Raw genomic sequence first — 19,587 nt, forward strand, 5'->3', positions numbered from 1 at the left:
CGACGAACAGTGCGGTTCGTCCCTTTGGGTGCGAATGGGTTTCAATCACGCTGCGGTCTGGCCGTCTTCCGGTTTGGTTGTCCGTTGCCGAACCAACTCTTCACGCGTCTGCAAGATCAGTTGATACCGATAGTGCTGACGGTGATTCGCCATCAACGATAGTAAGGAACGCAAAGCCAATCCTGTGGCCACTCCGTACAACACCAGATTCCAAATCGTCATTGGGCTCCCTCCGAGACGAAAGTGGTTGTCGCGTTCGGGCGTTACTCCCGTACACGTTCAATGTATGTGCCAGTTGAGGCATCGATTTTGATTTTCTCACCGTTCTCGATGAAGGCCGGCACTTGCACTTCGGCACCGGTTTCCACCGTGGCAGGTTTTGAAACATTGGTGGCCGTATTCCCTCGTGCGGCCGGTTCGGTGTAGGTCACTTCGAGAATCACGTGCTGCGGCGGTGTCATGTCGATCGGAACATCGTTCCAATACATCAAGCCGCAGATATCACCTTCCTTGAGAAATTGAACTTTCTCCGCCACGTTGTCGGCCGGCAGCGTGTATTGCTCGAAGGAATCTTGATCCATGAAAATGTAGCCGTTGGCGTCACGGTACAAGTATTGAGCATCATTTTTACGGACGTCCGCACCTTCGAGGCTATCGCCACTCTTGTAGGTTCGGTCGAGAATGGTTCCCTTGAGCAGATTCCGCAGTCGAGTCTTATAGAGTGCTTGGCCTTTTCCCGGCTTGACGAAATTGCACTCCAGCATCTCATAAGGATCACCTTCGACAATGACCTTAATTCCTTTGCGAAAGTCTCCGGTGTTAATTTGTGGCATGATTCTGTCTCGGCCGGTCCGTACGATATGCCGTCACGCGTCTTGTGCAGCGACGGTTGGGTTGCGATGATGCGGGGGCCACAACCGGGCCGGACCGCGTTGAATTCGGCTCAGAATAACAAATCCTCCGCCCGAGAGGAATGCTTTCCGAATGATTGTCACTCGATGATTTCCACACCCACGACAACGCCCGTCAACTGGCAACAGGAAATGTCCCGCGCGGTCCGTGAACCGGCCGACCTTATTGAACGTCTGGGACTGCCACCAGAATGCACTGAACCCGCACGGCGAGCGGCTCAGTTGTTTCCGTTGCGAGTGCCCGAGAGTTATCTGCGACGGATGCAACAAGGCAACCCGTCGGACCCATTGCTGCGTCAAGTTCTTCCGTTGGATGCCGAATTTGATGAGGTGCCGGGCTACGTCTCCGATCCCCTTGAAGAATCGGATTCGCACCTCGCCGCCGGGTTGTTGAAGAAATACTCCGGACGAGCTTTGATGATCGTCACCGGGCAATGTGCCATCCACTGCCGATACTGCTTCCGCCGTCACTATCCGTATGCCGAGGAACCTCAAGGGCTTACGGCATGGGAACCGGCGATTGCCGCTATCGAGGCTGACACGGAACTTCGGGAAATCTTGCTCAGTGGCGGCGATCCACTGATGCTCTCTGACCGCAAACTGCATTGGTTGACCGATCGACTCGACGCCATTCCGCATTTGCAACGCCTTAGAATCCACACCCGCTTGCCGATCGTCTTACCCAGCCGCATTACAGCGGAGTTGATCAGTTGGCTACAAAATCTCCGAATGACGCCGTTCGTGGTGGTTCACGCCAATCATCCGCAGGAAATTCAAGCGGATTGTGCGGACTCACTACGCACATTAGTCCGCTCAGGCATCCCCGTATTGAACCAATCGGTGTTATTGCAAGGCGTCAATGACAACGTTGACGCACTGACGGAATTGTCCGAACGGCTCACGAACTTGGGCGTCATCCCGTATTATTTGCATCAGACAGATCACGTCGCCGGGACCGCCCACTTCGCGGTGGACGAAACGAAAGGCCTGGAATTGATCGCCGAGATGCGACGACGACTCCCCGGCTATGCCGTCCCGACATTCGTGCAAGAACTGCCGGGAGAGATGCATAAACTTCCGTTAAGCCCGTGACATGACCGCCGACATTTCGACTACTTTTGCTCGGATGTTTCTTCCTCTGTAGCCGGTGCTTCGGGGTATTTAGCGTTGAGTGCAACAACAAATCCTCGCAACGCGGCCCCCCGACGTGTGGGCATCAATCGACTCTCGCCGATGGCCTTCAAGACGGCTTCGGCGTCCATCACGTTGACCGCCGCTCCGCCGACCATTTCCGCCGCATCTTCGGCAGGATCAAACTGCTCCAAGCGGCGAATGTACGTGAGAGCCTCGTTCAATTTCCCATTCTCAAGAAGCTTGCTCGCAGCCCGCATGGCTGCTTCCGCAACCTGGATGGAACCAATCTTCCGAGGCGGAGAATTGATCAAGTCGGCGAGCTCATCGACCGAACCCTCGGCTAATACTTGATCGATCTTTTGCTGATAGGATGCGACCGCCGGAGCCGGTTCACCATTGGCCTTCGCGAGCAGAACCTCTTGCAATGCCTGATATTTTTCGGCGGCGGTTTTGAGATCGTAGGCATGTCGTCGGTACTGTTTCTCAGCCGTCCGTTTCTGATCATCCGTCAACAAGTTCAACTCCTGCCCCAGCGTGTTTTGGATAGAGGCGGAGTTCTGATCGATTTCCGAAACAAGACTTTGCATCGCGTCCAATGGTGGCGTGATGGCTGCGATCAACGCTCGCGTTTTCTCCACCAATGACTTTGACTGATCTGATTGTCCAAGTTGTCGATGAGCCGCCGCGGCTTCGGCGGTCGCGATCGCGGATAGCTCCAAAGCATCCGCCCATGGAAGTGCAATTTGATAATCGTAAAGTTCTTTCACGTCGGGCGTAGGTCGGGCGTCTGGAGTTTGGGAACTCGCGATTTCGGTATCTGCTTTTGCCAACCAAGTCTTCGCGAGATCGGTCTGCCCGAGAGTTGCCAATCGACGTGCGACACGAGCGTGCACCTGTGTGCGAACCGACCTCTGAACATCGGCGGAGAGGCCGCCCAAGGATTCGTCGAACCCGGTCAGCGTAACGAGTTGGCTTTGAGCCGCTTGGTTCGCAGCCACGTTTTCACCCCACGTTGCCAAAGCCTCGGCCCGTGAATTGATGTCCTGAATGCGATTCGCCCATTCCAATGCCTCTTTGCTTTTGCCATGAGTCGCCAAAGTTCCGGTGACACTGACCCGAGACGGATCGGCTGGTTCCACCAAAGCGGCGTGCTGCATTTGTTTTGCAAAATCGAAGTTCTTGGTTTCCCGTAGCGATTGGAGTTTCGCCCAGTAGACTTCCTTGTCCTCGCGGGTGCGGAGTTTCGACAACAAGTCAGCGGCTTCGTCCGCTCGATTTTCCGCGACCAAAACCGCAGCCAACCCAGTGATGGCTCGCCAATCCGGCTGACCGGTTCCGCGAACCTTCCCGGCCAATTCGAGTGCTTCATCCAACGTCTTCGCCGTCGGTTGACCGTTCGAGATTTGATTCCACGCAAGATCGGTCAACGGAATAATGCGATAGTCTGGACGCTGCACGCCGAGCTTCGTAAGACGTGCCAATTGCTTCCGGACAGCTGCTTCATCACCCCGTGCGGCGTGAATCGAAGCAATCATTTGAATACCGTAGGCCGGGTCACGGTTGCCCATTTGCGGCGTGTGTTCCGAATACTTGACCATCTCGGTCAATGCGGATTGCCGAAGTTCCTCCGGTGTCACTTTCTCAGGTTCAGTAGCGACAACCTCGGTGGCTTGGTTGCCCTTGGGATTCTCGAGGGCTTCGATTTGTTTGCGTTGGCGTTCGAAATCTGCGTCCGTCATGCCCGGTTTGGCTGCGTTCTGCATGGCGATCGACGGGTCTTCACGCAGGACGAACCACCACACGCCGAACCCACCACCACCGAGCAAAAGAATCGCTATCGCGGTCAGCATTCCTGCCGACAATCCCGAGGACTTCTCAGGTTCTGGTTCGGGTTCTTTTTCTGGCTCGGGGCAAGTGAAGATCGGCATCAAGCAATCAGGATTGATGCACCGCACCGGCTTACCAGCGGCTTGTTCTGAGGTGTAGCCAGCCGTTTCGCACATCGGGCACACGACACGATATTCGCGTCCCGGTTTCGGTTTGACCCGCAAGCGAACATACTTGCTGACCTTTTCACCTTGCACGTCAAACGGGTCGTCCGACTTCGGAGCCGACGAGTCACCGCTGGATTTTGCTGGAGCCGACGACGATTTGGGTTTTGATTTCGGCTTCGGAGCCGCTTTCGGTTTCGTGGCTGTCGTCGGTGCGGGCTTGGGTTGACGCGGCCCGGACATCGACGCACCGCAGAACGGACATTCTTCCGCTTCGTCATCAATAACCGACTGATGACAACTCGGGCATGTTGGCAAATCCATAGAACTGGCTTTATTTCGGAATGCGAATCTTTGAAAGGATCGACGCCCCATTCCTGTTGGATGACGGAACGGCTTGTCGAGACCGTTATCCGGTCGTCTATGTCACACTGGGACTGATGACCATATTCACGTCAACAACCCCATGGAACAGGACACCCAGTTGAAGAATTGGTAATGGGATTCTGTCACAAGGGTATCACTGTATTATCAGGATACCATCTGACCATTTCCACTGACCAGTCCAGGATTTCCGGACGAGAGAAATTCCCCGCATTGAGATCGAACTCACTGGATGGCCCAGCAAGTTCTCGCGGAGTGGTCGGCTAGCCCACTAACGCGGTTGCGAGTTTCTCCGCAAATGGTCCGACGCCGCTTGAGACCCCAAGCGAACGGCGGTTTGGAAGTGCAGTTTCGCTACACCAGTCTGGCCACGAGATTCAGCCGCCAGACCGAGCTGAAAGAAGCGTTCAGCACGCGAAATCGCAGGAACGGGCTTCGGTGGAATGTCTCGCGGGGTGTGCGCTGAGGTGGGCCGGACACTTGAGTTCGTTAATTGCTCGTACGCCTGCCCAGCCACCCCACGGAGCCGGACGTTGTGAGGACCCGGCTCGTCGGCAGACTGCAACAAATACGCGTCCATCGCCGCACAATCGTGAATGGTGACGGTAGCGGAGATGCTCCCGCCGGAAGTGGCCCGGCCGATCCCAGACGAACCACGCCATGGCCCGAAACCGGCCTGCCGTCGTCCAATCGCAGACTGACCCACACCTCCGATGAACGCCGTTCCACGGTCTGGCACGGATAAAGTCGTCGCGGCTCCGAAGTCACGGACAATCGGCTGTTGAATGGTTTGGGCGATCGCTTGCCGCGAAAGACCGGGGCAGCAGAACAGCCAAACCAATGCAATCCAGATGACACGGGGCATCGACTGACTCCGTATTGAGCGCATTTCACGACGGAACGATCGTCACTCCCGATTTTGCAGGAAACGCCCGAGTAATAGCAACTCATCGGGAGAAAGTTTGTCGTCTTTGTTTTTGTCGAACCGGTTGAACAACAGGACGTGCTCCTTCTTGACCTCAGACCGGTCGATAACACCGTTCTCGTTGCTGTCGATTCGTCGAACCAATTCCTTTAAGAGTGCACCAAACTTCGGAGCGTCCGACTTTACCTTCAAGGTCTTCGCGTCAACGGCAATCGCGACGTCGAAATAACCGATCATCATTTCTTCCCATGTTTGATCCCCCCAGCCGACGTTTTTCGTTGGATCCGGGTTCGCCAGGTTCTTGTCGGAGTTGTCGAAATGAGCAACGCAATGCATCTTAGTTCCCGCGGGAAGTGTCGGTGGTTTTTCGATGCGGTAGGCCGTTTGCCAATTGAAATCGTATTCCGGCACATCGAGAAGAATCTCAGTTTGACCGTCGGGATAGATTGCCTCGTACGAGAACGATTTTCCTCGCAAGTGCATGTGCGGCATGAATCCCAGCAGTTGCACATCAATCGGAACACTTTTCGATTTCGCCTCGACACGATGGTTGTCCGCATGCGGGGGAATGTCCAGATTTTTGTAAGCCGCCTTGGTCGTCACGATGGCGTGCGTCACGTCCTCCGGATCGGCAAACACTAAACCGACTCGGCTCAAATCTTCTTGTGGGCTACCGTTTGGTGTGTAGTGAACTTGGAAGATGAATTCGCTGCCGGCAGGGATCAGTTTCGCCATGCCATCCGGGTAGGGCTTTGCGCGCAGACCGGGCACATATCCGACAAGCCATTCACTTTGGGCAATGGGGTTGGAACGGGCTTCTCGCGGTGGCCGGACAAGAACCAGCACGTGATGCACGACCGCTCGGTTGCCGGGAACGACTTCGGCCATTCGAATCCACTTGTCTTCCGTGAACTCGGGATCGACACGGAAATACTTGTACTTCACCTCACCGGACGCCGGTACGGCGAAAGGTTTGTCATCCATCGGGATTACAAGATCCGGCTTCTGGGGAAGTTGCCAGCCCGCCACCGGATCGGAAATCGGTTCCGGCAGTTGACTAGGGTCGCCCTCTGGCGCTCCGTCTTGAACCCATTGGAAAATTAGGTCTTCTTCGGTTTTCGTCATGCTTCGATCATTGAGGAAGTGACCATATTTCGGATTCGCGTGCCAGGGCGGCATTCGACGATCGCCAACGACTTCCAAAATCATGTCGGCCCATCCGACGACTTCTTCGTATTCCGTCAACGCGAATGGCGCGATCTCGCCCTTCCGATGGCACTCCACGCACCGTTTTTGGAAAATTCGGCTGATCTGATTCGACCAGGTGACCTTGGCATCGGCTTTCGGTGACTGAATTCGTCCAATGAAACAACCGACGGTTTCGACTTCCGCGGTCGCGACTTCCTGATCGGCTAACAGATCGTCCAGGGCATTGGCCAAGAACCGATGACGCGGTTTCTCGTGTGCGACACCAATGTCATACTGATCGTCAATCCGCCCGACGTACCGAATCCGACGATCGGAATCCAACACGAAGACCTCAGGCGTGCGAATCGCTCCCATTTGGTCGGCGACGCGATTTCCGACGTCCTTCAGCACAGGAAACGACAACTGGTGCTTTCGTGCATGAGCGGCGATTTCGGTCAAGGAATCTTGCGTGTTCGGATTGATCGCCAAGAAACCGACACCACGATCCGCGTATTCCTTTTCCAGTTCGACCAATCTCGGTGCGTAGAGTTTGGCCAATGGGCATTCCGTTCCAATAAACGCCACCACCAAGAATTTCTCGTCGAAATCCTTCAACGCATGATCTTTGCCACGAAAGTCCGACAGAACCCACGGTTCGACCTGTCGGCCGATCCGCGATTGCCGAGCTGAGTTGTCTTTTTCTGCTGCATAAAGTCGAGGTGCGAAGCAAGCTCCAAGTGCAGCCAGAAAGGCTAAAGTGCCCAGACCAATGGTGCGTGTCGACATGAAAACCCTCTACGAACGAATAATTGGATTCGTGGCAGTTTGTTGAGCTATACCAGTTCCGATTGAATACGGTGCCAAGATTTTATTCAGCTCTGGCGAAGATCCCGAAAATTTGCCGCACTACGAAGAGGCCATCTTGCGAAGAATCCCCTTGGTCATGCGTTCGGCCAGCAATACCCGGCGTTTGTGAATCCCTCGACCAATCAGATCGACATGATCGTGGGCCTCCACATGAAACGACAGCGTCGGACCGTCCACGTGAATCACGCGAGCCGTGCAAACAACCGGGCTTCCCATGGGCGTTGGGGCCAGGTGTTCGACGTCAACATGCGTCCCGACCGAAAGTTCGCCAGCTTCCAAATACGGTTCGAGCAATTTCATGGCCGCCGTCTCCAAGTGCCAGATCAAGTGCGGTGTGGAAAGAACCAACGGCAATCCGGGGAGTTGCACAGAGTGTGCCTCACTCGCCGTAAATTGATGCTCTTGAGTTGCCCCGATCTTCAAATTCCGCATGATCAATCCATCAATAGTCAGCACGGCACACGACACTCGGCTTGCCCCGATATCTTTTCACGTTTTTGCTGCCATGAAAAGAGTGTTTCCGTTTGCCGATCAATTCATCAACCCCGAAGGACTGCAATGCGGCCGAATTTTCCTGTTGTTCTCGGTTCCCGATCGCCACGGAGACGGGAATTGCTCGCGCAGCTACTGCCCAATGGCGATCGGCAAATCGAGATTCTGCCGCCGAGTTCCAGCGACGAAGCGAACTTTGCCGGGCTGCATGGATGGACCGAAATCGCCGCCCGTTTGCAATCCATCGCGCGGACAAAACTGCAAGATGTCTGTCAGCAAACCAGCGATCGAATTCAGAACCCTGAGGAGCCACGACTCGTTCTGACAGCCGACACGGTCATTGTGGCGGATCAACCGGAGTCCGATGATCAGAAAATCGTGCTGGGCCAACCTCCGCATGACGATTGGCAATCGACAGTACGGAAATGGTTTCGACGATATCTCCTGGGAAAACCTCACGAGGCCGCCACTGCGTTTTGCCTGACAGACGGGCAACGGACAATCGAACAGATCGTGAGAACCGAAGTGACATTCCACAACTTATCAGACGAATGGATCGAGTGGTATTTGCGAACCGGCGAACCGGTGGGGAAAGCAGGGGGGTACGCCATCCAAGATGCAGGCAGCGTGTTTGTGTCGCAGGTGACGGGAAGCCTGAGCAACGTGATCGGTCTGCCGCAACGTGAAGTCCTTGAAGCACTGTGTGATTTGACATTGGACTGAATCATTCCGGCCGCATGACTGGCATCGGACAGAACGGCATGGAATACTAGACGCGCACACGCAAACACATCCGATCAAAGGACGAATCATCATGCGTTTTCTCCTCACATGGGCCATTGTCGGCCTCAGTTCCTTGCCGGTGTCAGCGGCGGATCTCCCGAACATTCTTTGGGTCAGTAGCGAAGACAACGGGCCCCACTTGGGATGTTACGGCGACGAATACGCGGACACTCCGAATATCGACGCCCTCGCCAGTCGCGGAATCGTGTACCTCAATGCCTGGTCCACCGCCCCCGTTTGCGCACCAGCCCGGACGACGATCATCTCCGGAATGTATCCGCCGAGCCTGGGGGCACAGCACATGCGGAGCATGGTCCAACTGCCGGACTCGTTCAAGATGTTCCCGCAGTATCTGCGTGAAGCCGGATACTACTGCACCAACAATTCCAAAGAAGACTACAACCTCCGCAAACCGGGCGAAGTCTGGGACGAATCGAGTCGCAAAGCCCATTGGCGTGGGCGGAAAGATGGTCAGCCGTTTTTCTCTGTCTTCAACTTCACAACGACCCACGAAAGCCAAATTCGCAAACGTAAGGGTCACAAACCGGTTCACGATCCGGCCAAAGTGCGGGTGCCCGCGTATCATCCCGATGCTCCCGAGGTTCGTCAGGATTGGGCTCAGTACTACGACAAGCTGACCGAAATGGATCGACAAGTCGGTCGCGTTTTACAGGAACTCGATGACGATGGACTGCGTGAGAACACGATTGTCTTCTACTTCGGAGACCACGGTGCGGGCATGCCACGTAGCAAACGTTGGCCGTACAATTCCGGCCTGCACGTCCCGTTGGTGGTGTCGATTCCGGAGAAATATCGTTCACTGACCACGGAGAAATCCATCGCCAACTCGAAATCGAACCGCCTGGTCGCCTTCGTTGACTTTGCTCCGACCGTGCTGAGTTTGGCCGGTGTGGAACCACCCTCGCACATGGAAGGCCGAGCATTCCTAGGACGGCACGAGGCCGGTGCAAAGCCATTCCTTCATGGTTTCCGGGGGCGGATGGACGAACGAATCGACATGGTCCGCACGATCCGCAATCAACGGTTTCAATACATCCGCAACTATCTGCCGCATCGACGATACGGCGAACACGTGGACTACATGTTCCAAACTCCAACCACGAAAGTTTGGAAAGCCCGCTTCGATGCAGGGGAGCTCAACGAACAGCAATCGCACTTCTGGCAGGTCAAACCGAGTGAAGAATTATACGATCTCCGCAGCGACCCAGACCAAGTCCACAACCTCGTCAATTCGCCGGAACACGCGAAGGTGTTACGCGACCTGCGAATCGCTCAACACGATTTTCTGATGGAAACTCGCGATACGGGATTTCTGCCCGAAGCGATGATGCACGAACGAGCCGGCAACTCAACGATCTACGACATGGCTCACGATCCCGACCGATATCCGCTTCGTGAAATCTTGGAAGTCGCCGATTTAGCGACCTTCCGCCCGGCGAAACAAGTCAACACGAAGCTACTGCCGAAATTGTTCGCGGACGATGCGGCCATTCGCTATTGGGCAGTGATCGGGTTCACAGTTCGCGGCGAAGAAGCTGTTCGATTCGCTGAAGATGACTTGATCGAACGCTTCAGCGACGACTCGGCCAGTGTTGCCATCGCAGCTGCAGAAGCCGTCGCCCGATACGGTTCAAAAGCCAATCGCGATGCAGCGTTAGAAGTACTGGTGAAATATGCCGATCCTCAGACGAAAGACGTCTTCACATCGACGCTCGCACTCAATGCACTGGATATCGTCGGTGCCGACGCAAAACCGGTTTGGGAGCAACTTCAAGAAACGAACTTCAATCACCCGGACTTCGGCAAACGCATGAGAATGGGTGGCATCCCGAAAAACCTGATCAACCACATCGGTTCACAGGTCGAGGAGCGGTAATCAATACCAAGAAGTGTCAGCCTTTGATCTTCGGCGGGTTTGTCATTCGTTGATTCGATGACAAACCCGATTTTTATTGCGTGATGCCCTCTGTAATAGCCATGAAAGCGTCTTCGAGGCTTTCGGATTTGCTCTGAAATTCCACGACTGGGAAGTCCTGTTGGATCATTTTCTTGAGCAAGTCGGCTTGCGGTTCCGCGGGCCCCTCGAAATCAAACGTCAGCACCTGTTCTGCTCGTTTGACTTCGGATACAAACGGTTGTTCAAGCACCCAACGTTCGAGTTCTTCACCACGCGAAAGCACGCGACAAACAAGAGTGGAAGACGTGCTATGCCCACGTGCTTTCTGACGCTGCATCGCTCGAATTTCGTCGATCGTCCCGCTAGCCAGAATCTTCCCAGCTTCGATGATGACCGCAGAATTACAGATTTCGCCAAGTTCTGTCAGGATGTGAGAACTGATCAGCACAGTCTTGTTCAGTTCTTTGGCAAGCAGGCCGATGAGTTCTCGCAGTTCCACTCGAGCACGCGGGTCTAACCCGGCGGCGGGTTCATCGAGAATCAAGACTTCCGGATCGTGAATTAACGTTCGACCGAGCCCCAAACGTTGCGACATCCCTTTGGAAAGCGTGTCGATTGGCTTCTCGGCCAGTTTCCTCAACTCTGTGAAGACCAAGACACGCTCGATGGCATCTCGTCGTTTCGAACCACGAAAACCGTAGGCGCGAGCGAAGAAGTCGAGGTATTCCACGACGTTCATGTTGGCGTACTTGCCAAAACTATCCGGCATAAACCCAAGGATCCCGCGGACTTTATCCGGATCATCCACGACCGAGTGGCCGCAAATAAACGCATCGCCCGCCGTCGGCATTTCCAGCGTAGCGAGGATCCTCATCGTTGTGGTTTTCCCAGCACCGTTAGGGCCGATGAATCCGACGACCTGCCCGGGATACGCTCGAAATTCGACGTGGTTGACCGCTTTGAGGCGACCGAAATACCGACACAGATCGCGAACCTCCAATGTCGGCTCGCCAGCCACGTTCAGCGGCTCGTCATACGGGCCATCGTCAAGTACGACGACATTTCCTCCGGTGAGGCCCTCTTCATGGTCGTGGGTTTCCTCGCTGTCCTGTTGCGGCTGATCGCTCATTTCGATTTCCAGAGGCTGAATCCGTCGGTCCTAGAAATTGACAGGGTTTCCGTCATTTCGCTGGAACAAATGCAACAGAGTTTGAGGATCGATGGTTTGGGAAATGACACGCACAGCTCCATCGCAGAGCAGGGCGTTGAAACTTCCTGAGGGACCGATTAAACCATTCGTCGGGTTCGCGGGTTGGTAGCTGAAATCGCCCGGCTTGGTCCAAATCACAGCGTTTTGGTCAGCCGCTTCAACCACGATGATCGTATTTGACAACCCATCGGTAATGTCACGAAATCCCAAACCCGCAGGTTGTTCAAAAATCGCCCCTGGCCCTTTGACCCCAAGATATGTGGTGTGGCCAGGTCGCAAAGCCGATCCGGGCCTCTTGAAAATATCGGGCATCTGATTCACGAGCGGGCGGTTGTGGGGGCTGTCCCAAGGCTCGTCGAGATGAAATTGTTCATACAATGGCACATGTTCGAGGAACGGCAGAATGTGAACCCGCCAGCTCAATTTCGGCTGGCCATTTTCGTCGAAGTATTTCGGTTCACTCTTGGTGATCGGCAGCGATTTGTAGACCGCATGATAGTTATGGAATGCCAGCCCAATCTGCTTGAGATTGTTCTTGCTGCCAGCGTTTCGCGCGGCATCTCTGGCGTCCGACACAGGATTGCCTCCACCACCGCCGAAGCCAGGAAGCGACGGCATCCCAGGCAGACCGCCACCGGGCATGGAATCGGCAATATTATTGGGAACAACCAGGCTGAGTTCCGCTGTTTGGCCGCTGGAGTCGAACGCGATACCATCCATCAGGTCCGTCACGACAGTTTGCTGCTCCGGCGGCATCATCGCTTTGAACCCCTCGAGCAGCGTGCTGACCTCAGAGAGCAATTGATCGCCGGAACTGGCAATCGTGCTTGCGCTCGAAGAAGAACCGCATTGCACCTGCAGCTTAAACTTGCTGCGATCACCAGACGGAGTTAAACCGATTGCACCACCGATGAAGTCACTTTGAACGGCCGTCATCATGGCTTGTAATGGTGTCGCGATGTTCGGGGGAATCATCGGTGGCAGTTGCGGGGCCGCTCCTTGGAATGCCTCCGCTCGAAACGCATTCGGATCCGGCGGAACGAACGCGGCAAAGAGTGCTTGCGTGTTATCCACAAAGTCGAATTGTGTTCGCCGCGGCGATGTCGTTCCTTGATCGACAACTTGTTGGATGGTCTTCAACTGCTGGCCAAAAACGATCACCTGATCGTTCTCCAGTAGCAACAATTGGGTTGTACCGCCTTGGCTCGATGAATAAATCTGTTGGCCGTTGTAGTCGCTGCTGCTTGTTGTTGGATCGTTCTCCAATTTGGATCGATCCAGAGGTTTGACCAGACGCACAACAACGACGGTGCCCTGGTCATCCACAGGGGCTCGCCCGCCCGGTTCCGCCGCAACTAATCCGATTGTAAAACTTTTTGCATCTCGACTCGTCAATCCTGTGGCAGCCGTCATTTCTTTCATGGCCTGCTGGAATTGCGGGGTGTTCTCGTACTTCGAGAACTCCGGAGAATCGACAATCTGCTGCCAATCGACATAGGCAAATCCCACCATGTTCTGGGGCAGATAGGTCATATCGACCACGTTGCCGTCCGACCCCGTAGCCGCACTTCCACCGCTAAAAGCAAAGATCAGAATGGCAATCAACAGGACAGCCGCTGCTGCACTTCCACCGATGAGCAATGGGGATGGACCGGAACTGCTCGACTTCTTCTTGCCTTTTTTCTTCCGACTTCCGCCGGACTTGCCTTTCGATTTTGCCGAACGACTAGTGGCCGGTTTGCTTGCTGATCGGCGTCGCGTCGGTGGCGATTCGAAGTCGTCGAAGCCACCATCATCCTCGTAGTCTTCATAATCCTCGAAATCGTCGAATTCATCGTCACCGAATTCATCTACCGGCGGCTTCGGTTTGCTCCGTTTAGGCCCCGCGGATTTCGGTTGGCTCACGCGAAAGGTCGTCTCGCATTTGGGACAACGGACCTTTTTCCCGACCGCATCGGGGGCGTTGATTTTCAATCGTGCCTTACACGATGGACACTGCACAGCAAACGGAGTAGGCATGGACGCCACCTTCATCAGACGGAATCGCCAAAGAAAACCGATCGAGAGAGTCTGGCTTGAATCTTCCGCGAACGAGAACGACAGAACAATTAATCCTAACACCCGATAAGTTCCGGAACAATCCTTCACTGCCGGTGTTTGCGCAATTCGAAGGGCTAACGCCATCCGTCTGAGGTTTATTCCGGTTCGGCTCGCAAGTCTCGCTCCGAGAACTCATAGAAATCCACGCGACCGGGGCTCTCCCGTTCGATCGGCACCGCCACGGCACAACGATGGTTCGGCTCGATTAATCGGGACACGAACCGCCAGCGACTCGGATCGTCATGCACGTCGGCCCCAAACTTCGGCTGAACGGACTGCTCGGGCGGAAAGTGAAATTCACATTGCTTCATGGGCAGTTGAAACCCCAAACCTCGCGCCTTCGAGTACGCTTCTTTGTAGGTCCAGAGTTGAAAAAAACGGTTACGTTGTTCGCATTCCTCCAGAGCACGCATCGCGTTCATCTCGGATTCCGAGTAGACCGTTTTGCCGATCTCGATATTAATTGCCCGAGAGCAATCTTCGACATCAATCCCTACGGTCCCAGCGTCGGCAATAGCGCAGGCCACCAGGCCAGTCGTATGGGACAGATTGAATGCAAGACGACGGTGATGGTCACCCAACAGCGAAGGTTTCCCAAACTGGTCGATTTCAAATCGCAAACGATCGGCGGGAGTTTGCAAGAATTTGCTGAGCCAAATCCGTTTCAATGTGTGAGCCACCAAAAACCGATGCCGATCGGCCGGTCGAAGAAATCGCCGATACCGCACTAATTCGTCCGAACACAAAATCCGCTCACACTCCTGGATCGCTCGGGAACCGTGGACAAGTTCCGGACGGAGCCAAGCGACGACACAGTCTCCGTTGGCAAGCTGAGTTGATTGAGGTCGAGGAGGAAACGTCAACGATTTTTGCTGGATAAGAGGACGAAAATCTGATGGACAAATCGGTTCGTGTTACAATAGTTTCCCACATCGAATCCGACAAGAAGGTCCATGGATGCCGAAATTTACACAAACGGTCTCAATCCCTGTCCCCGCGGAGTTCCTCTACCAATGGCATTCCAACCCGGGTGCGTTTGAGCGACTGGCTCCGCCGTGGGAGAGTGTGGAAGTCTCGCAACCGTTGGAGAGACTCGAAGATGGCCAGCAGACGGAAATCCGTGTCGGTGTCGTCGGGCCGATCAAACAAAGATGGTTGGCGGAACTGAAAAACGTGCAACCGGGTCGGCAATTCGAAGATACACAGTTAGCCGGCCCATTCGCCGCATGGCATCATCGGCATCTGATGACGCCCGCCGGTGATGAATCAAGCATCCTGACAGACGATATCGAATATCGCGTCCCGTTCGGTTTTCTTGGTGCAGCGTTCGGCGGCGGGATCGTGCGACGAAAATTGCGACGCATGTTTGATTTTCGTCATCGCGTCACGAAAGCCGACGCTATGACTCATTTTCGGACTCAACAAAAACATCCAGATCGGCAACCCATGAAAGTTTTAATCAGCGGACGAAGCGGATTGGTCGGCTCGGAACTCGCAACGTTTCTGACATCCGGCGGTCATTCCGTCGCGGGTCTGACGCGCAGTCCGGACAAGCAGGGAGAAACCGTCGCCTGGGATCCCCAGGAAGGGACGATCGACTCAACAGCGATTGCTGACCAAGGGTTCGATTCCGTCGTGCACTTGGCTGGAGAGTCGATTCAGGGGCGTTGGACGAAAGACAAGAAACGTCGAATCAGAAACAGCCGGACCGAGGGTACCCGACTACTCTGTGAAAGCCTTGCGGCCATGGAGAACCCTCCCAAGACTTTGGTGTGCGCCTCCGCAATTGGCTATTATGGCGACCGTGGGGATGAAGAGCTGACCGAAGACAGCCCACCGGGTGAGAGTTTCTTGGCCGATGTCTGCCAAGAGTGGGAAGCCGCGTGCGAACCGGCCCGCGAGAAGGGCATTCGTGTAGTCAATGTGCGAATTGGCGTGGTACTCACACCGAAAGGCGGAGCGTTGTCTAAGGTGCTCACGCCATTCAAACTCGGCGGTGGTGGGAAGGTTGGAAGTGGCAAACAATGGTGGAGTTGGATCGCGATCGAAGATCTTGTTGGCATCATCCATCATGCATTGACCGAAGACGATCTTTCCGGCCCGATCAACGCGACCGCCCCGAATCCAGTGACCAACAAAGAATTCACAAAAACTCTCGGCAAAGTGCTCTCCCGACCAACCATCATTCCGCTACCGGGTTTTGCGGCGAAGTTGGCACTTGGTGAAATGGCAGACGAACTCCTGCTCGCAAGTGCCAAGGTGTTACCAAATCGGACGCTCGAAAGCGGATACAGCTTTCGCTACCCGGAACTCGAACCGGCGTTGCGTCATTTGCTCGGCAAATAGGCCTTAAACATTTCACCGTTCGGGGGTGACCAAGCTATTCAATATCTCAACTGCCGTTTCCGGTGGCGAATCGTGTGCTATTTGAAGTGTTTCGATTTGCCGTGGTGAGATCGGGATGGCCTGATCGTCGTTCGGCACGATCGGAACCAATCGCTGGCCAATTGCTTCAACCAATCCTGGAAGACCTTGCCGAGTCGCGGACGAAACTAAGTGCATTCCCGCCAACCGATCCGCTGGCCATTGCGTTGGCAAGTCAAACTTATTCGCCACATGCAATGCATCCGGAAATTCACGGAGAAGTTGGTCGGTGTCGGCATCCAAGGGTTCGCTGAGGTCACAGACAATCAATCGCAGGTCGGCTTTGGCCAACATCTGCCGAGTTCGTTCAATCCCCGCAGATTCCAGCGATTCTGCGGTCTCTCGAATACCGGCGGTGTCGGCAAACCGCATCGGCCAACCATCGATCGCGGTTTCTCCCCGAACGACGTCGCGAGTCGTGCCGGGCTGGTCGAAAACGATCGCCCTCTGAAAACCCAGCAAGGCATTGATCAAGGACGACTTACCAACGTTCGGTCGGCCACACAAAACCACTTCCCATGGCTGGTTCAGATGTTGTCCGAATCGCCCCCATTCTAAGATTTCCCTTAGCGATTGCTGAGCTGCCTCGTGCGATCCGTCCGAGAACATCTCGATGATCGACTGAATGGCTTTTGGGAAAACACACCGTTGTTGCAACAGAATTCGCAACGTTTTCGTTGTTACGGCTCGCGATGTAGCCAAAGTCCAATCGGCTTCAAACGGGGATTGTGTCCGAGCAAGCAACTTACTGGGTGGGGCGGTTTCCATTCCTACAGAATTGAGATCCGACAGGATGCGCCGTGTCGCCGCATCACCACCGTGACACGAAATCTCAACTTGCTCTTCAGATATGCGACAGACCTCTTCAGATACGCGACAGACGACAACATCTTCTGCCGGATCATCCCCCCACTGCCCGAAGACGACACGATTTAAAACCTGGTCCGTAAGACGGCGACCATTTGCAGCCGTGAAAAAATCATCAATGCCATGCGCGAGATTCCCCGTCGCCATTATCGTCGCGACAGCACCGCGTCCGCCGGGAGTGAGCACGCCTGCGATCGTCGTTTCGTTCATGGTGTGGGAAGTACTTTGGTTCAAAATTTCGATCACAAGAAAATCGGAAGACGACGGTTTCGCCGTGCATAATCGCTGATAACACGCGTTGAGGCAACGGGACCAATTTCGAAGACCTTTTTCTCCGCATTGGCTCCCTTGCGTTGGGCCGCATGCCATCTATAATCATGGCAATTGTCGAAAACAGAGTCTACATCTGCAACGATTCAGCACCGCGACATTCTCCTTAACGGCATGGATCTCATGCTTGTCGGGTGAAATCGTGAATTGAAAACGCACCTGACGAGGTCCATCATGGGTGAATGGTTCCGCAATATTTACGTCACGGTGAAAACCGTTGTGCAGGGAATGGCCATTACCCTGCTGACGTGGTTCAAGACGTACCGTCGCCGCACATTCACCGAAGTCTACGAGTACCCTGAGGTGCCCGTTCCGGTGAAATCGCGATACCGTGGTTTTCACCGCTTCGATCTCACGACGTGCATTGGCTGTGAGAAATGTGCCGTCGCGTGTCCGGTCGATTGCATCTACATCGAAAAAGAAAAAAGCCCGGTCGGCAAAGGGTTCCGAGTCGACACATTCGTCATCGATTACACGAAGTGCATGTTTTGTGCATTGTGTGTGGAACCCTGTCCAGTGGATTGTATCTTCATGGGCTCGAATCATGACCTAAGCTGCTATAGTCGAGACGGTTGTGTCGTCGACTTCGCGAAGCTTCCGTTGCAGGTCGCTTGGGGACAAGCCACATTGAACCCAACCGCGGTGGCGGAGTCGAAAGTTCTCGACGAACCGGTTTGGGTCAAAGGGGAATCGAGTCCATTCGAGTATTCGGAGACTCCAAGTTAGCGTCGGAATTACGATTTAATTTAGGTCAGCGACAATAATATTTGAATCGCGCTCGCGGAAACGGACGTCAATCGAATTTGCATCCCGAGTGTTGCAAGGTCGCAACGCGATTGGGTTGAAGGGAGCGGTCATGAATGCTGCAGCAAAACGGTTTTTCTCAGTTGACGAGGCGCAATCTCGATTGCCACTCGTCCGTTCGATCGTCTCCGACATCGTCGAACTCTACCGAGATATTCACGATCGCCAATCTCGTCTAACACGGGTTCTTGAGCTTCGAGGAGAATCAAACCGCGAAGTCGGCAGGCTCTACACCGAAGAACTTGAGCAGATGGAGCAGGAACTCGAAGACGACTTGTCTCGATTGGATTCCTTTGTCGAAGAACTGGAATCGTTGGGTGTCGAATTGAAAGACCCCTACGCCGGACTGGTCGACTTCCACACCTGGATCAACGGTCGTGAAGCTTGCTTGTGTTGGCAGCTGGGCGAGCCGGAAATTCAATATTGGCACGAAGTCGACGCTGGAATTGGTGGTCGCCAATCTCTCCAAGACGGCTCCGTTGACCCCGTGCACGACTTTACTGGTGGCGACTACTTCGACGAAGTTCTCTGACGGGGAATTCGGTTCAGTGGAAATCGCTGGAAACCGGCCTCGTATGCTTGGTTGTCGAGACGCGATCGGTTAGACTTTTGCCGAACGAAGATCAAACCAGTCGAACGGACACCACTCATGACGAGCATTGTCGGTCATTTCTTCCTGTTCACGCTTGTGGCAATTGGCGGCTTGATCGTCCCACTTCTTATCGGACGACTCGTTCGGCCCAAACTGCCAACAGCCGAAAAAGATTCCATCTACGAGTGTGGTGAGCCAACCATCGGCTCGAGCTACATTCAGTTCGATCTCCGCTTTTACGTCGTTGCGTTGCTGTTCATCATCTTCGATGTTGAAGTCGCCTTTTTCTTCCCCTGGGCCATGGTCTACGGCACCGCAACTCAATTGGCGGATCCCGCGTTGAGCGAACCCCAACGAGAAGTTCTGAGTCAAACGCTCCTGGGCGACGCGAACGCAACCGCCGTCGCTGCTGATACCGCACGTCAGTTGGCCTGGACTGGCTTCTTTGACATCCTTGTCTTCTTCAGTGTGCTGCTGGTTGGTTTCGCCTACGTGTGGAAGCGTGGCGATCTGGATTGGGTCCGTGCCGTCGCGGAGCAAGCGAAACAGGCAGCCGCTCGTCCACGCACTCCCCCGCCAGTCGAGGCTCCCGCCCCATCGCAACCGCGGGAACCAGTTGGCGTCTAATTCTGATCGACCACCCCAAGTCTCCGCCGGTCAATCGCCG

At 54.7% G+C, this 19,587-nt stretch carries 17 protein-coding genes; 7 read left to right on the forward strand and 10 right to left on the reverse strand.

Annotated features, from left to right (window positions below; all coding sequences use genetic code 11):
- Positions 1 to 45: 45 nt before the first annotated feature.
- Entirely contained in the window at positions 46 to 222 is a 177-nt protein-coding gene (locus tag G6R38_RS14040) for a hypothetical protein (RefSeq protein WP_166826399.1), read from the reverse strand.
- Positions 223 to 263: 41 nt separating this feature from the next.
- Positions 264 to 833, reverse strand: coding sequence for an elongation factor P (efp, locus tag G6R38_RS14045; protein ID WP_166826402.1), 570 nt, complete (start codon positions 831 to 833; stop codon positions 264 to 266).
- A gap of 165 nt (positions 834 to 998) precedes the next feature.
- On the opposite strand from efp, the gene epmB reads away from it, so the two are divergent.
- Complete coding sequence (epmB, locus tag G6R38_RS14050) at positions 999 to 2,003, forward strand: EF-P beta-lysylation protein EpmB (RefSeq protein WP_166826406.1); 1,005 nt, start codon at positions 999 to 1,001, stop codon at positions 2,001 to 2,003.
- 20 nt (positions 2,004 to 2,023) lie between these two features.
- Here epmB and G6R38_RS14055 read toward each other — a convergent pair whose 3' ends face one another.
- From G6R38_RS14055 to G6R38_RS14070, 4 genes are all read right to left on the reverse strand, one after another.
- On the reverse strand, positions 2,024 to 4,360 hold the full coding sequence (locus G6R38_RS14055) for a hypothetical protein (protein WP_166826409.1): 2,337 nt from the start codon (positions 4,358 to 4,360) through the stop codon (positions 2,024 to 2,026).
- 331 nt (positions 4,361 to 4,691) lie between these two features.
- Positions 4,692 to 5,285 (reverse strand): hypothetical protein, encoded by a 594-nt coding sequence (locus G6R38_RS14060; protein WP_166826412.1) that lies wholly within the window; start codon positions 5,283 to 5,285, stop codon positions 4,692 to 4,694.
- A gap of 42 nt (positions 5,286 to 5,327) precedes the next feature.
- Complete coding sequence (locus G6R38_RS14065) at positions 5,328 to 7,319, reverse strand: redoxin domain-containing protein (protein ID WP_166826414.1); 1,992 nt, start codon at positions 7,317 to 7,319, stop codon at positions 5,328 to 5,330.
- Between the two features lie 120 nt (positions 7,320 to 7,439).
- Positions 7,440 to 7,832, reverse strand: a complete 393-nt coding sequence (locus G6R38_RS14070; RefSeq protein ID WP_166826417.1) for a thioesterase family protein — start codon at positions 7,830 to 7,832, stop codon at positions 7,440 to 7,442.
- 126 nt (positions 7,833 to 7,958) lie between these two features.
- Between G6R38_RS14070 and G6R38_RS14075 the strand changes: the two genes are divergently transcribed.
- Both G6R38_RS14075 and G6R38_RS14080 read left to right on the forward strand, forming a co-directional pair.
- Positions 7,959 to 8,615, forward strand: a complete 657-nt coding sequence (locus G6R38_RS14075; RefSeq protein WP_261345386.1) for a Maf family protein — start codon at positions 7,959 to 7,961, stop codon at positions 8,613 to 8,615.
- Between the two features lie 91 nt (positions 8,616 to 8,706).
- Positions 8,707 to 10,572: a sulfatase family protein gene (locus G6R38_RS14080; RefSeq protein ID WP_166826424.1), complete on the forward strand. Its 1,866-nt coding sequence runs from the start codon at positions 8,707 to 8,709 to the stop codon at positions 10,570 to 10,572.
- 73 nt (positions 10,573 to 10,645) lie between these two features.
- Here G6R38_RS14080 and G6R38_RS14085 read toward each other — a convergent pair whose 3' ends face one another.
- The 3 genes from G6R38_RS14085 to G6R38_RS14095 form a co-directional block, all read right to left on the reverse strand.
- Positions 10,646 to 11,722, reverse strand: a complete 1,077-nt coding sequence (locus G6R38_RS14085; RefSeq protein ID WP_166826433.1) for an ABC transporter ATP-binding protein — start codon at positions 11,720 to 11,722, stop codon at positions 10,646 to 10,648.
- Positions 11,723 to 11,752: 30 nt separating this feature from the next.
- Entirely contained in the window at positions 11,753 to 13,822 is a 2,070-nt protein-coding gene (locus G6R38_RS14090; protein WP_166826437.1) for a DUF1559 family PulG-like putative transporter, read from the reverse strand.
- A gap of 176 nt (positions 13,823 to 13,998) precedes the next feature.
- Complete coding sequence (locus G6R38_RS14095; RefSeq protein WP_166826462.1) at positions 13,999 to 14,766, reverse strand: 4'-phosphopantetheinyl transferase family protein; 768 nt, start codon at positions 14,764 to 14,766, stop codon at positions 13,999 to 14,001.
- 94 nt (positions 14,767 to 14,860) lie between these two features.
- Here G6R38_RS14095 and G6R38_RS14100 point away from each other — a divergent pair, with 94 nt between their 5' ends.
- Positions 14,861 to 16,249: a TIGR01777 family oxidoreductase gene (locus G6R38_RS14100; RefSeq protein WP_166826468.1), complete on the forward strand. Its 1,389-nt coding sequence runs from the start codon at positions 14,861 to 14,863 to the stop codon at positions 16,247 to 16,249.
- A 12-nt stretch (positions 16,250 to 16,261) separates the two neighbouring features.
- On the opposite strand, the gene G6R38_RS14105 is transcribed toward G6R38_RS14100, so the two are convergent.
- Positions 16,262 to 17,404, reverse strand: coding sequence for a GTPase (locus G6R38_RS14105; RefSeq protein WP_166826473.1), 1,143 nt, complete (start codon positions 17,402 to 17,404; stop codon positions 16,262 to 16,264).
- 294 nt (positions 17,405 to 17,698) lie between these two features.
- On the opposite strand from G6R38_RS14105, the gene G6R38_RS14110 reads away from it, so the two are divergent.
- From G6R38_RS14110 to G6R38_RS14120, 3 genes are all read left to right on the forward strand, one after another.
- Positions 17,699 to 18,250: a NuoI/complex I 23 kDa subunit family protein gene (locus G6R38_RS14110; RefSeq protein ID WP_166826477.1), complete on the forward strand. Its 552-nt coding sequence runs from the start codon at positions 17,699 to 17,701 to the stop codon at positions 18,248 to 18,250.
- Positions 18,251 to 18,380: 130 nt separating this feature from the next.
- Positions 18,381 to 18,860, forward strand: a complete 480-nt coding sequence (locus tag G6R38_RS14115) for a DUF2203 domain-containing protein (RefSeq protein WP_166826482.1) — start codon at positions 18,381 to 18,383, stop codon at positions 18,858 to 18,860.
- A gap of 117 nt (positions 18,861 to 18,977) precedes the next feature.
- Complete coding sequence (locus tag G6R38_RS14120; protein ID WP_166826486.1) at positions 18,978 to 19,547, forward strand: NADH-quinone oxidoreductase subunit A; 570 nt, start codon at positions 18,978 to 18,980, stop codon at positions 19,545 to 19,547.
- The last annotated feature ends 40 nt before the right edge of the window (positions 19,548 to 19,587 follow it).

The sequence above is a fragment of the Thalassoroseus pseudoceratinae genome (genome assembly GCF_011634775.1).
Taxonomy (GTDB): Bacteria; Planctomycetota; Planctomycetia; order Planctomycetales; family Planctomycetaceae; genus Thalassoroseus; species Thalassoroseus pseudoceratinae.